This window comes from Sphingomonas sp., assembly GCF_039594485.1.
Lineage (GTDB): Bacteria > Pseudomonadota > Alphaproteobacteria > Sphingomonadales > Sphingomonadaceae > Sphingomonas.
Genome location: NZ_JBCNNI010000019.1, coordinates 20,165 through 33,841, shown reverse-complemented (window position 1 = coordinate 33,841; position 13,677 = coordinate 20,165). Strand labels below are relative to the sequence as shown.

9 protein-coding genes and 1 pseudogene are annotated in these 13,677 nt (G+C 63.6%); 7 read left to right on the top strand and 3 right to left on the bottom strand.

Annotated features, from left to right (window positions below; genetic code table 11):
• Positions 1–79: 79 nt before the first annotated feature.
• The 7 genes and pseudogenes from ABDV78_RS11140 (at position 80) to ABDV78_RS11110 (ending at position 8,680) form a co-directional block, all read left to right on the top strand.
• Entirely contained in the window at positions 80–1,099 is a 1,020-nt protein-coding gene (locus ABDV78_RS11140) for a DUF4432 family protein (protein WP_343527490.1), read from the top strand.
• Between the two features lie 272 nt (positions 1,100–1,371).
• A complete protein-coding gene (locus tag ABDV78_RS11135; RefSeq protein WP_343527489.1) occupies positions 1,372–1,629 on the top strand; it encodes a hypothetical protein in 258 nt (85 codons plus the stop codon).
• A 168-nt stretch (positions 1,630–1,797) separates the two neighbouring features.
• Positions 1,798–4,659: a TonB-dependent receptor gene (locus ABDV78_RS11130; protein WP_343527488.1), complete on the top strand. Its 2,862-nt coding sequence runs from the start codon at positions 1,798–1,800 to the stop codon at positions 4,657–4,659.
• 81 nt (positions 4,660–4,740) lie between these two features.
• Complete coding sequence (locus ABDV78_RS11125) at positions 4,741–6,237, top strand: tryptophan halogenase family protein (RefSeq protein ID WP_343527487.1); 1,497 nt, start codon at positions 4,741–4,743, stop codon at positions 6,235–6,237.
• Positions 6,234–7,700, top strand: coding sequence for a tryptophan halogenase family protein (locus ABDV78_RS11120; protein WP_343527486.1), 1,467 nt, complete (start codon positions 6,234–6,236; stop codon positions 7,698–7,700). The genes ABDV78_RS11125 and ABDV78_RS11120 overlap by 4 nt, the downstream gene beginning before the upstream one ends.
• Before the next feature lie 96 nt (positions 7,701–7,796).
• Entirely contained in the window at positions 7,797–8,246 is a 450-nt protein-coding gene (locus ABDV78_RS11115; RefSeq protein ID WP_343527485.1) for an MFS transporter, read from the top strand.
• Between the two features lie 41 nt (positions 8,247–8,287).
• Positions 8,288–8,680: pseudogene (locus tag ABDV78_RS11110) on the top strand (MFS transporter).
• A 39-nt stretch (positions 8,681–8,719) separates the two neighbouring features.
• Here ABDV78_RS11110 and ABDV78_RS11105 read toward each other — a convergent pair.
• The 3 genes from ABDV78_RS11105 to ABDV78_RS11095 all read right to left on the bottom strand — a co-directional run bounded on the left by ABDV78_RS11105 (position 8,720) and on the right by ABDV78_RS11095 (position 13,667).
• Positions 8,720–10,420 carry an alpha-glucosidase gene (locus ABDV78_RS11105; protein WP_343527484.1) on the bottom strand — a complete coding sequence of 567 codons (1,701 nt, stop codon included), beginning with the start codon at positions 10,418–10,420 and terminating at the stop codon, positions 8,720–8,722.
• Positions 10,421–10,877: 457 nt separating this feature from the next.
• Positions 10,878–11,171 (bottom strand): hypothetical protein, encoded by a 294-nt coding sequence (locus tag ABDV78_RS11100; RefSeq protein WP_343527483.1) that lies wholly within the window; start codon positions 11,169–11,171, stop codon positions 10,878–10,880.
• Positions 11,172–11,492: 321 nt separating this feature from the next.
• Positions 11,493–13,667 carry a TonB-dependent receptor gene (locus tag ABDV78_RS11095; RefSeq protein ID WP_343527482.1) on the bottom strand — a complete coding sequence of 725 codons (2,175 nt, stop codon included), beginning with the start codon at positions 13,665–13,667 and terminating at the stop codon, positions 11,493–11,495.
• Positions 13,668–13,677: the final 10 nt, after the last annotated feature.

The following is a 13,677-nucleotide window of genomic DNA, read 5'->3' as shown; positions in this document are numbered from 1 at the left end:
TGCGCCTTGTCGTAAACTCGAAACAGTCCACTGATCCGCAGGCCCCGGACAGGCGATTGCCGTGCCGGGAACTGCGGTGATGGCGGCCTGGCGCCCCGACGAGCACGCCGCGATCCTGGCTCGATCCGCCGGAGCTCGCGGCTTGGGCGGGCTTCGGCAAGTCACGCTCGACGATGGCCCGACACGTGGGCAGCGCCTGCTGCAACTGCGCAACGCCCAGGGCCTGGAAGCCGAAATCGCGCTCGACCGGGGATTCGATATCGCCGCACTGCGCTATCGCGGAACCAATCTGGGCTGGCTGGGCCCTTCCGATTACCCCGCCGCGGCGGCCGTCGAGGATGACCGCGGACTGGGACTGTTACGCACGTTCGAGGGGTTCCTGGTGACGTGCGGTCTGGATCATCACGGCCTGCCCGCCATAGGTCCGGCCGACCATTTCCACTATCCTAACCGCAGCCTAGTCGAATATCCGTTGCACGGGCGGATCGGCACCATCCCGGCCGTACTGATCGCGCGCGACATCGATCTCGACAGCGACGTCCCCATGATACGCTGCACGGCCGTGGTCCGCCAGGCGGTCGTATTCGGCGAAGTCCTGGAATTGCGCCGCACCATCCGAATGCCGCTGCTGGGCAATAGCATTGCGATCGATGATATTGTCACGAACCGGGGCTACACGCCCGCGCGCCACGGCATCCTCTATCATATCAACGTCGGATATCCGCTTCTCGACGAGACCACGCTGGTTTCCGGCGTCGAATCGCAGACCATCTCGGGATGGGCTTCATCGCCCCCGCGGCCGGATCCGGACGCGGTCGAATCCTTCGAAATCGTCCGAACGCTCGACGCCCGCAGCGCTGGCGTACAGGTGTCCAATCCCGCCCTGGGGGACCTTTCCCTGACCATTCGCTACGACGATCGCGCTCTGCCAAGTATGGGACTTTGGCAGACCAACCAGTCCGGTCTGTTCGCGCTCGGCCTGGAGCCCCACACGCCACTCGGTCCGGCGGATCGGCCCTATCGCAAGGGATCTCCCGACTTCCTGGAACCAGGCGCGACTCGCCATTACCACGTGTCCGTCGAGGTCCAGGTAAGCTGATTGCTCAGCCCCGTATTTGACGGACGCCGATGACAGGCTTTGCAGAGCAAAGGGTGTTTTAATGCCGAGTATGATGAAGCGTCGGTTCACGGACGAGTTCAAGCGCGAAGCTGTGGCGCTGTGGGAAACGAGCGGCCGGATGTAGACCGAGATTACGGCGAGTCAGGCATCGTGCCCACAGTGCTGTGAACTGATGGTGTGGACGTCCCCCTTCAAGCGGCATCGTATGATGCCGGACGGACGCTGGAAGGCACCATGCTAACGAGGAGCAGATGACCGACGTCCACATCCTCACCATCGATCTGGCGAAGCGCAGCTTCCATATCTGCGCGACATCACCGGGAGGGGTGGTTCCATGTAACCGGACCATGTCGCGAGCCAAGCTCGAAGCGCATCTGTGCGAACAGGCGCCATGCATCGTCGCAATGGAAGCCTGCACTACGAGCCACTCCTGGAGGCGTTTCGCGCAAGCGTCGGGACATGCGACGTTCCAGGAACTTCACGAGCGGAACGATCACCGTCGCCACTGACCGTCCGGTGACCCTATGCCAGACAACAACATAGACCAAACCGTGTTTACAATCGTTTGTAGGATCGGTTATACGCCCCTCAGCCCGTAAGAAGCCAGAGCGTTCGACGGGCAATCAAGGAGAGGGGACTTCATGACTTCACGACATCGGCTCGCATGCTCGACGGCAATGGCCGCGCTGCTGATCGCCGCGCCCGCCTGGGCTCAAAATGCGGGCACGGGCGTCGTGCCTCCGGTCGATCCAGCCACCCCAGCGTCGCAGGCCCCTGTCGGCGACCAGAGTGCGGCAGCCGCAGGCGACGCCAACGACAACGCAAGCAATGAGATCGTCGTCACCGGCCTGCGCGCCAGCCTGGAGCGGGCGCAATCGCTGAAGCGCAACAATACGTCGGTCGTCGAAGCCGTATCCGCGGAAGATATCGGCAAATTGCCACAGTCGAGCGTCGCCGACTCACTGGGACGCCTCGCCGGTTTGGCGGGGGAACGGCGCTCCGGGCGGATCAGCGGCATTTCCGTGCGCGGCTTCCGCGAGGATTTTGTCGGCACGACGCTGAACGGTCGCGAACTTATTGGCATCGGCGACAATCGCGGCGTCGAATATGATCTCTATCCGGCCGAGATCGTCAGCGCCGCCGTCGTATACAAGACGCCCGACGCCGCGTTGACCGCCATGGGCATCGGCGGCACCGTCGACATCCGCACCGTTCGTCCGCTCGATGCCAAGCGCACGCTGATCGCCAATGCGACCTTCGAGCAGAACGGGATGAAGTCGAAGAACCCCGACTTCAAGGACAATGGCCACCGTTTCGCTCTGTCGTACAGCGACAAGTTCGCCGACGACACGATCGGCATCGCGCTGACCGCGGCCACCACCTCCTCGCCGGTCCAGGACAATTATTTCAGCGTGTGGGGATATGATCCCAACGCGATTACCTCCGGCACCAATCGCGGCAAATATGTCCCCCAGGGCATCGACATCTCGTCGCGCTCACGTGTCTTGAAGCGCGATACTCTGGCGGGCGTGTTCCAGTATCGACCGACCGACCAGTTCACCGCGACCTTCGACGCGCTGTACATCAAGTTTGCCGACCAAGGCATTTCGCGTGGCTTCATCGAGTCGCTGCCGGTCGCGGCGGATGGCAGCACGGTATTGAGCGCAAACGGCACCACGGTCACCTCGGCGCGCACCACGGGCTTCAACTCGGTGATCCGTAGCGATCCGCTCGACAAAAAGGGCAATCTGAAAGTCTTCGGCGGGAACCTGGCCTACAAGGCGACCTCGAATCTCGACCTGACGCTCGACGCGTCGCATTCCGAAAGCGACAAGCGCGATACACGGGCGGAGAGCTATGCGGGCCTCGGTCGCGCTGGCCTGGCCTCGCAGGGGCCGAACAATCTGCGGACCTGGACCTATACCGATCAGGGCCTGATGTTCTCCAACAACAGCCAGCGTTTCGACGATTATGCGGCGGTCCGGCTGGCGGGTCCGCAGTCCTGGGGCGGAAGCCTGGCGCCGATCACGCAGCTTAACACGGCCGCCGCACGTGCCGCGGGGATCGGCTTTGCCCAGGCGCAGGACGGCTTCGTCAACACGGCGCGCTTCAAGGAGTATCTGAACGCCATCCGCCTGGATGCGACCTATCGTTTCGACGACAGCTTCCTGAAATCGGTCAATGTCGCGCTGCGTTATTCGGATCACAAAAAGTCGAAGGACAATGAAGGCTATTTCCTGACCGCGTCGACCTATCCGTCGGACGGTCCGGTGCCGGATGGTTCGCGGCGTGGGGTTGCCGATCTCGGCTGGGCCGGCCTGGGCAATGTCGTTGCCTATGACGCGCTGGGGCTCATCAACAGCAATTTCTACCAGCGTTGGGACGCAAGCGCGCTGGAACCCGATCGTCTGGGGGATACCTATACGATCAAGGAACGGGTGTGGCAGCCTTCGATCAAGGCCGATTTCGAAACCGAACTCGGTAGCGTGCGCCTGTTCGGCAATGTCGGTGTCCAGGGCCTGATCACCGATCAGCGGGCGACCGGCTTCAACGCGCTGGTTGGACCCAACCTGCTTGTGCAGTCCACACCCGTGTCGGACGGCGCGAAATATACCCGCGTGCTGCCGAGCCTGAATACCAATTTCGATCTGGGCAACGGCCACACCATTCGCTTCGCCGTCGCCAAGGTGGTCAGCCGACCTCGCATCGACTTCCTGAATCCGGGCTCTTCGGTCAAGTTCTCGAATAACGTCGCCAATGTGACCAACACCAACCCGCAACTGGGTCCGTGGACGTCTCGCTCCGGCAATGCACAGCTTCGCCCCTATGAAGCGAACCAGGCCGATTTGTCCTATGAATGGTATTTCGCCAGCGACGGTTTCGTGTCGGTCTCGGCGTTCTACAAGGATCTGGTCAACTGGAACGTCCAGACGACCACGCTGCGCGACTTCAGCCAGTTCTACATCCCCGGCTATCACCAGGCGGTCAGCAGCGACGGCAAAACGATCTATACCCCGGCGACCTTCCAGGGGTTGAACACCACCTATGCCGGTGGCCTGAAGGGCAAGGTAAAGGGAATCGAGCTTCAGGCATCGCTGCCCTTCGGCCGGTTCGTCCGGGCGCTGGACGGCTTTGGGTTGACCGGTGGCGCGGCGTTTACCGATGGATCGCTGGACGATGGTTCGCGCATTCCGGGCCTGTCGGCCCGCGTGTTCCAGGGGACGTTCTATTTCGAAAAGTCGGGCTTTTCGGCGCGGGTGTCCGCCAACAATCGTTCGGCCTGGCTATCGGAGGACCGCGGCGGCAGCAACGGCATCTCGCCGGCCAACCGGTCTGGGCAGACGCTGGTCGATGCGCAGATCGGCTATGACTTTGCCAAGACGAATATCGACTATCTGAATCGGCTGCGCGTCTCGATCCAGGCGCAGAACCTGACCAATCAGCGCGACATCTATACCGATGCGGCGAGTGGCCTGACGACCCGCAACGAGACGTTCGGCCGCAACTTCCTGCTGAACCTGACCTACGCCCTTTTCTGATCGGCGATGCGAATACCCTCGCCGGTTTGTGCCGGCGAGGGTATCTGCGACCATGGGGCATAGCGGCGAGAAGGACTATGGATGACGTCATCGATCGACCGGGTCGTGATTGTCGGCGGCGGCACGGCGGGATGGATGACCGCCGCGCTGGTCGCCAGGGTGATCGGCTCGCGCGTCACCGTCACGCTGGTCGAATCGGATGAGATCGGCATCATCGGTGTCGGCGAGGCGACCATCCCGCCGATCCAGCACGTCAACGCGGTGCTCGGCATCGACGAGGCCGAGTTCCTGCGCGAAACCCGCGCGACCATCAAGCTGGCGATTCGCTTCGACGATTGGGGCGCGATCGGCGAGTCCTATTATCACACCTTCGGCGCGGCGGGCCGCAACACCGCCTTTTGCAGCTTTCACCATTTCTGGAACCGAGCGCGGGCCGGCGGATATGCGGCCGACTATTGGGACTATGACCTCAACTACCTGTGCGCGCGGGAGGGCAAGTTCGCCCGTATCCAGGTCGACGATCCCACCTGGCATCTCCCCTATGCCTATCATTTCGATTCCGCCCTTTATGGCCAGTATCTGCGCCGCTATAGCGAGGCGCGGGGTGTCCGCCGGGTCGAAGGGCTGGTCGAGCATGTCCGTCGTGACGCAGAGAGCGGCACCGTCACCACATTGAAGCTGCGGGACGGCAGCGAGATTGCGGGCGACCTGTTCATCGACTGCTCGGGTGCGCGGGGGCTGTTGATCCAGCAGCAACTGAACGTCGGTTATGAGGATTGGGGGCATTGGCTGCCCTGTGACCGGGCAATGGCGGTTCCCTCGGCACGCACCGATGCCACGCCGCCCTATACTCGCTCGACCGCGCGCGACGCAGGGTGGCAATGGCGCATCCCACTCCAGCACCGGATCGGCAATGGCCTGGTCTATAGCAGCCGTCATATGACCGACGATCGGGCGGCCGAGATGCTGTGCAGCCATATCGACGAGGCGCTGCTGGATGAGCCGCGCATCATCCGCTTCCGCACCGGGCGGGCGCGACGGCAATGGGAACGCAACGTCGTGGCCATCGGCTTGTCGAGCGGTTTTCTGGAACCATTGGAGTCGACCAGCATCTATTTGATCCAGTCGGCGATCGTCCGGCTGCTCCATCTGTTTCCCCATGCCGGGTTCGACGATCGCCAGATCGCCGAATATAACCGCCAGTCCCAGACCGAGTTCGAGACGGTGCGCGACTTCATCATCCTGCATTATCATGCGACACGGCGCGACGATTCCGGCTTCTGGCGCGACCTGCGCACGATGGCGGTGCCTGATCGGCTGGCAGACAAGATCGCCCTGTTCCGGGCGACGGGCACGTTGACGCAGGATCCGCCCGACATCTTCATGGAGCCGTCCTGGGTACAGGTCATGATGGGACAGGGGATCGTGCCTGCCGACTATCACCCGCTGGCCGATGGCCCCAGCGATGCGGAACTTGCCGCTCAGTTGCGGGACCTGGCGGCGATGAAGCGCGAGCCGGTGGCCAATATGCCGCTCCATGACCGATGGCTGGCCGCCTTTGGCGGGGCCATGACATGACCCCGGATCGCCGCTTCGTCGTTCTGGGCGGCGGCACCGCCGGATGGATCACCGCGCACCTGCTGCGCCACGCCTGGCCCGGCACGACGATCACGGTCGTCGAGGCGCCCGACATCGCGACGATCGGCGTCGGAGAGGGATCGACGCCCTCGCTCAAGCGCTTCTTCGAGGTCATCGGGGTACCCGAACAGGACTGGATGCCCCGATGCGGCGCGACCTACAAAGCCGGAATCCGCTTCGTCGACTGGAGCCCGGCGGCGCCGTGGCGCGACTATAGCCATCCCTTCACGACGCAGATCGACGTTCATACCGAGGATGCGTTCGTCCTGAATTGCCGTAACCGCCGTCTGGGCCACGACGTGCCGGTGCGGCCCGACGACTTCCTGTTGAACGGTGTCCTGGCCGCCAGGGGGCTGGCGCCAGTCGCGCCGCCGAACTTCCCATTCAGACTTGAATATGGCTATCATTTCGATGCCGGCCTGCTGGGCGCTTATTTGCGCGATCTGGCGGTGGAGCGAGGCGTCGTGCACCGCGCCGCGCGGGTCGAGACGGTCCGCCGCGCGGAAAACGACGACATCGCCGCGCTCGTCACCGATCGGGGAGACGAGATCGCAGGCGACGTCTTCCTCGATTGCAGCGGTTTTCGGGGCCTGCTGATCGAGCAGGTGCTGGGCGTGCCGTTCCACGGCTTCCGTGAGAATCTGTTCAACGACGCGGCGGTCGTGCTGGCCACCGACATGGACAGGCCGCCGCCGGTCGAGACGGTCGCGACCGCGCAGTCGAACGGATGGCGCTGGTCGATCCCGCTGCGCCATAGGTTCGGCAATGGCTATGTCTATGCCCGCGATTTCCAGTCGCCCGACGCCGCCGAAGCCGAGTTGCGGCAGGCGCTGGGCGTCGGCGACGATGTGCCCGCCCGCCATCTGACCTTCCGGGTCGGCCAGGTCGCCCGGCATTGGGAGCGCAACTGCATCGCGGTCGGCCTGTCGCAGGGGTTTATCGAGCCGCTGGAAGCGACCGCGCTGCATCTGGTCCTCGGCACGGTCGAACAGTTCATCCGGCATTATGCGGACGGGGACTTCACCGACCGCCATCGCGAGGCCTTCAACGCGGTCGCGACGGAGCGGATGGACGGGGTGCGCGACTATATCGTCGCGCATTACAAACTGACCACGCGGACCGACACCGAATATTGGCGCGCCAACGCCGCCAACATGGCGCTACCCGAGCCACTGCTCCACATTCTCGATCGCTGGTTCCGACGCGGGGACCTGGCCGAGCTTCTCGCCCGTCACGGTCAGCGCAGCCATTTCGGCAACCTCTCCTGGCATTGCCTGCTGGCCGGTTACGGCGCCTTTCCCCCAATCAGCGAGCCGCCGCGTGCCGACATGGACTTCTATGCGGATCGCGGGATCGGTGCATTCCTGAACGGGTGCAGCCTCAATTTCCAGCCGCCGACCTGAGGCTTTCGGCAAATTGAGGAGTGGGTTGATGCATAGCGGCACGACATTGACGGTCGGAGGCGGTGGGAACGACGACGCGCGGATATCCTGGCCATCGTGCTGAGCGCGGCGGGCACGGCGCTTGGCGGCCTGCTCTTCGGGTCCAACACCACCGTCATCAGCGGCGCGACCGGGACGCTGCAGGCACGCTTCGCAATGACCGACGCATCGCTGGGCTTCATCGTCGCCTCGGCCCTGATCGGCACGGTGATCGGATCACTCGTCACCGGGGTACCCTCTGATCGTCATGGGCGCAAAACGGTCATGCTGTCGTTCGCCATCGCCTATGTCGTCTCACCCCTGGGCACTGCGCTTGCGCAGAGTTGGCCGATGCTGATCCCGTTTCGCGTCCTCGGTGGCCTGGCCATCGGTGCAGCATCGGTCGTACCCCCCCCCCCCCCCGATCTACATCGCCGAGCTATCGACCGCCCCTTTTCGAGCGCGGCTGGTGGCCATGAACCGGCTGAACATCGTGCTCGGTATCCTGGCCGCGTTCCTCAGCAATAACCTGATCGCGCAGGCTGCTGCCCGAGCGGGCCTGACGATGGATGTTCGGGATCATCACGCTGCCGGCGGCCCTGCTGCTTGTCGGCTGGCAGGTGGAGCGCCCCGGCCCGGACGGCATCCTGATCCTGGGCGGGCTGCTCGCCTTCATCACCGCCTTCGCGATCAGCCAGGGGACGGTGATCTGGGTCTTAATCTCGGAAGTGTTGACCAGTGCGGCCCGTGGCAAGGGAAAGGCGCTGGGATCTACGACGCACTAGGTCACGACGGCAGCGATCGCCTGCTTGTTCCCGATCGTCGCCGGCGCGGTCGGCGGCTGGGTCTTCGCCTTTCTCAGTGCGATGATGGTCCTGCAGCTGGTGTGGGTACTGAGGGTCATGCCTGAACCCAATGGCGTCGCCCTGGAAGATATGTGGCTGGGCGAGAGGCCCGGGTAATCCCGACCGGCGGGGGCATCCCCGCCGGCCGGAACACCGTTACCGTGCGACCCGAAACCGCACGATACAGGTGTCATAGGGCGCCAGGCTCATGCCATCGCCTCCCGCGCCAGAGGCACAGACGCGGCTGTCGAACCGGGGCGGCGCCCCCGTCCAGCCGGTCGGCTTGGCCTGGTGCGGCACGGCGCTGATATTGGCGAGCACGACCGCCCCGCTGCCATCGGGATTGACTCGCGCAAAGGCGAAGATCGCCGGATCGCCGCTTTCGAGCGGAACATAGTGTCCGGTGCGGAAGGTCGGATCGGTACGGCGCAGCCTGGCCAGGCTGCGATACCAGTTCAGCAGCGAGTTCGGGTCGGCGTCCTCGATGGCGACGTTGCGCTGCTGATAGCCTTGCGCCACCGGCAGCCAGGGCGTGCCGGTCGTGAAACCGGCGCGCGGCGCGCCGCTCCACTGCATCGGCGTACGGGCCCGGTCGCGCTCATCGGTGCGGGGGCGCTTGGGGCCGATCGGCGCCTGGGCCAGGGTTGCCTTGTCGGCATCGCCCATGCCGATCTCTTCGCCGTAATAGAGCAGCGCGACGCCCGGATTGAGCATTGTCAGCGCCGCCGACATCTTGGCGATCCGGTCGTTATGGACGCCGTCTCCGAACTCGCTCCACTGGCGTGACTGATCGTGATTGCTGAAGAACTCCACCGGCGTCAGCCCGTCGAGCTTGGTTGCTGCCTCGTCATAGCGGCGCTTGAACTCGGCCGCGTCCAGCTTTGAGATATTGCCGACCAAGAAGTTCATCGGCAGGTGGATCTCGTCCTTGTTCTTCCCATAGACCGCGCGCAGCTGCTCGATCGAGCGGGTCGAGGATTCACCCAGCAGGATGGGATCGCCCGGATAGGAATCGACGACCTTGCGCATCTCCCGCAGCACTTGGTTGGTGCCGGGCAGTTGCGCGTTATAGGGCTTCAGCCAGACCGGGCCGTCGTCGGGGTTGGGGTCCTGGGGCCAGTTGCTGTCCTCGAACAGATAGGGCGTGGCATCGAGGCGAAAGCCGGACGCCCCATGATCGAGCCAGAAGCGGACGACGTCGAACATCGCCTTCTTCAGGCCCGGATTCGCCCAGTTCAGGTCGGGCTGTTCGGGCAGGAAGATATGGTAATACCATTGCTTGCGGGCGGGATCCCAGGTCCAGGTCGGGCCGCCGAAGATCGATTTCCAATTGGTCGGCGGCGTGTCCGGCGTGCCGTCGCGCCAGACATACCAATCGGCCTTGGCATTGGTGCGCGAGCTTCGCGACTCCTTGAACCAGGGATGTTCGGCCGAGCTGTGGTTGACCACCAGGTCGACCAGCACGCGGATGCCACGCTTGCGCGCTTCGGCGACCAGAGTGTCCCAGTCCGCCATCGTGCCATATTGCGGGTCGATGGCGGTGTAGTCGGACACGTCATAACCGAAATCGGCATTAGGCGATTTGAAGAAGGGCGTGATCCAGATCGCGTCCAGCCCCAGAGACTTCAGATAGTCCAGCCGCGATGTGATCCCGCGCAAGTCCCCGATGCCGTCGCCATTGCTGTCTTGGAAGCTGCGCGGATAGATTTCATAGATCACCGCGTGCTTCCACCATGGTTCGGACGCGGTGGAGATCGCTGCCTGGGGGGCCGTCGGCCGGGCAGGCGCCTGCGCGATCCCCGCGTTTGAAACCATCGCGGCCGCGATGGACAGTCCCATGATCGCGCGCTTCCGCATATCAACCTCTCCTGTCTACAATCGTTTGTAGACGTGTACCATGTTTGTGCCTGCTATCAACCGCACATGACTATGACAGGATGAACTGGCGCGATGTCCCATCGGATAGAGGTGGACCGGCCAAATTTTGATTAACCGTCCAGACCGTCCCAAGACGGCGTCATGGATTTTCCGGGATACCGGGACGGTATCGACGCCTTCGTCGACGCCCTCGGCCTGGGCGGGGCGGTTTCCAGTGGACGCGGCCGGAGGCGACGGGGGCGGCCCGGTTATGACCCGGCCGATATGCTCAAACTCTATCTGTACGGCTATCTCAACTGCGTGGGATGCGACCGGACTTCCGGCCCATCGCTGACTTCCGGTGCGACAACCGGGCCGCTCGTCCCGCACCCAGATAGCGGTGAGTTCGCCAGCGCATGGCAGCCGCGCCAAGTTCATCGCGTCAAGCCGGTCAGTCTTAACATGATTGCCCGCGCGTCGCGGCATCATCAAGGGGGCGATGACGATGCAATTCTGCCCCAGCTTCGACAGCAGCCGATGCAAGCCATACCCACAGCCGACCAGCTTCGTAGCAGACGTTCAAGGTCACACCCGGTCCCGTCAGCCGTTTGACCAGCTTTCCGATCGCATCGTCCTCGTTGGCGACCGTGCCGACGAAACGCACCTCGCCTCCGCGTTCCCCATCGCCAACCGCGACCGCAATGGTTTCCTTATGTACGTCCAGACCAACGTATTTCACCGCCGCCGCCATAACTCGTCTCCGCTGCTGACAAATCCAAAATCAGCATCTCAGATTCGCGCCTCCGAGGCTCCGCCAGTCATGGGGTCTAGCGGCGATCATGCCGGCAGTCGGGTGGTCTGACGGAGGGGGCGTGGCCTACCGTCTGATGCGCCCGGGCTGGCCCAGAGATAGTGGCGGTCAGGTTAATGTGCTGCCTGAGAGATGCTGGAGCAGGTCAGGCTGCACCGGGCGGCCCTGCCGATCAACGTGGCGCATGAACCCCAGGGCCCGATGCCTAGACTGTGATCGCCCAGCGCGGCGGCCAGGGCCATGGCGCCATGTCTCGTCATGTCAGAACCAAAACGACAACTTTCCCCCAAAGGTGCGCGGCGCGCCGTAGGAGAAGCGGTAGGATCGCGCATAGGTATTGACCGCAGCCTCCTGCAGCACCTGCCGGTTTTCGATATTGCGGATGAACGCCTCGATCTGCCACCGACGCTCGTTCGGGGCGAAGGACAGGTTGACACTGGTCATCGTGTAACCGGCCTGAGTCTGTTCGCCGTAATTGGTGAAGTCCAGATAGCTCCGGCCCTGCATCCGACTCCGCGCGTCCAGAGTCAGCGTGCCGCCGCCCAGCGCGACTCCGCGCCGATAGCCCAGCGTCAGCGACCAGTCCGGGGCCTGCGGCAGTGTGTTTCCCGCATATTGAACACCAAGGTTGACGAAGTCCTTCAGTCGCGCGTGCAGATACTGCACGCTGGCATCCAGCCTGCCCAGGCCAGTGATGTCGGTCGTCAGTTCCGGCTCAATGCCCCAGATCGTGCTGCGCCCAGCATTCAGAACCTGCTGGAACACGCGGTCGCCCACGGTGACGCTCTGCGTCAATTGCTGATTGCGATAGTCCTGGTAAAAGGCCGCGACATTGAAGCGTACGCGACCATCGGCGAATTGGTTCTTCGACCCCAATTCCCAAGCGCTTACCGTCTCCGGGCCATAGGTGTTCACATTGGTGTAGCCACCCGGCTTATAGCCGGTGTCGAACTTGGCATAGGCAAGGTGGCCAGGCGTCACCTGCCATTCCGCCTTGGCATCATAGGTCACCTTCGACCAATGGCCATACCCCGCCGCCGACAGGGGCGTATAGGTCACAGGATCGACGGCGATGTTCGCGGTATAGGTGAAGCCATCGCGCTGTTTGCGATCGTCGGAGTAGCGCAATCCGCCAGTCAGCTTCAGCCCCGGTGCCACCTCGATGCTGACCGATCCGAAGCCCGCGAGCGATCGTGACGTCGTCCGATAGTCATAGGTGTTGCCGCGCACCATCAGCCCGGTCACCCGCGACGGACGCAGCGTATAGTTGAACAGCGTGTTCTCCTCGTTGAAAAACGATCCACCCACCAGCCATGTCAGTGGACCGGACGCGGTCGAGGCAAGGCGAAGCTCCTGGTTCCAGGTCACCGGCCTCTCGTTGTAATTATAGGTGCTGCTGGCAGCGAGCGCGCTGAAATAGCCTTGCCGGTAGTCGATCCGCTCATAGCCCCCGATATAGGTCAGCGTCGCGCCGTCGAACGCATAATCGGCACGCCAGCGCGTCGCGAGATCGGCGGCATTCAGGTGCGGCTTCGCCCCCACGGCAAACGTCGAATAGCTTGGGATCGGCGGCATGGCATGGACCACGGCACCGTTGCTGGCATAGACCAGCGGCAGATATTGCTGCGCCTGACCGATACCGCCCAGATGGGTATATTCCACCGTGGCGCTCAGCTTCAATCGATCGCCCGGCTGAGCCGCGATCGTCATGCGCCCCGACTGGCTGACATCGTCGTCCGCGCGGCCAAAGGGCGCGATGCTGCGATAGCCGTTATTGTACCGGGTCATGCCCGCCAGCCGGACCTGCACCCTATCCGACAGCGGCACATTCGCCATCGCCTCCGCATTGACCGCACCGTAATCGCCAAGTCCGATCGCGGCATAGCCTTCCTGGGTCTTCTGCGGTTCGGCGGAAATCAGGTTGATGGCACCACCCACCGCGCTGCGGCCGGTCAACGTGCCCTGTGGGCCACGCAAGACCTCGACGCGGCTGAGATCGTACAACGTCGCCCCCAACGCATAGGGGCGGTTGCTGACCACGCCGTCCTTGCTGACCGTGACCGCCGGATCGCCGACATCCGAGGTGTCGCTGGAGGAGATACCGCGGATGGTAAGTACCGCCTGCCCGGTCGCCTGCCGGAAATTGAGATCAGGCGCGGCGCGGGACAGCGTTGCCAGATCATGCACGCCCTGATCGCGCAGTTCCTGCGTTCCCAGCACCGACATGGCGATCGGTGTGGTCTGCAGCGTCCCTTCGCGCTTTTGCGCGGTCACCACGATGTCATCCGGTGCGGTGCCGGATTCCTGCTTTGATGCCGTTTGCCGATCCTCCGCCCGCGCCGACGATGCGGCCGCGACACAGGCAAGCACGAGCCCTGCACTGGCCAGCGACAGCGCACGGAAGGAAGGAACGGCGCGAATGTGGGTGATCATCATGTCATGCTCC

Excerpts from the sequence above, each read along its gene's own strand:
- ABDV78_RS11140 (WP_343527490.1), top strand. The coding sequence starts at position 80 with ATGGCGGCCTGGCGCCCCGACGAGCACGCCGCGATCCTGGCTCGATCC.
- ABDV78_RS11135 (WP_343527489.1), top strand. The coding sequence starts at position 1,372 with ATGACCGACGTCCACATCCTCACCATCGATCTGGCGAAGCGCAGCTTC.
- ABDV78_RS11130 (WP_343527488.1), top strand. The coding sequence starts at position 1,798 with ATGGCCGCGCTGCTGATCGCCGCGCCCGCCTGGGCTCAAAATGCGGGC.
- ABDV78_RS11125 (WP_343527487.1), top strand. The coding sequence starts at position 4,741 with ATGACGTCATCGATCGACCGGGTCGTGATTGTCGGCGGCGGCACGGCG.
- ABDV78_RS11120 (WP_343527486.1), top strand. The coding sequence starts at position 6,234 with ATGACCCCGGATCGCCGCTTCGTCGTTCTGGGCGGCGGCACCGCCGGA.
- ABDV78_RS11105 (WP_343527484.1), bottom strand. The coding sequence starts at position 10,420 with ATGCGGAAGCGCGCGATCATGGGACTGTCCATCGCGGCCGCGATGGTT.
- ABDV78_RS11100 (WP_343527483.1), bottom strand. The coding sequence starts at position 11,171 with ATGGCGGCGGCGGTGAAATACGTTGGTCTGGACGTACATAAGGAAACC.
- ABDV78_RS11095 (WP_343527482.1), bottom strand. The coding sequence starts at position 13,667 with ATGATGATCACCCACATTCGCGCCGTTCCTTCCTTCCGTGCGCTGTCG.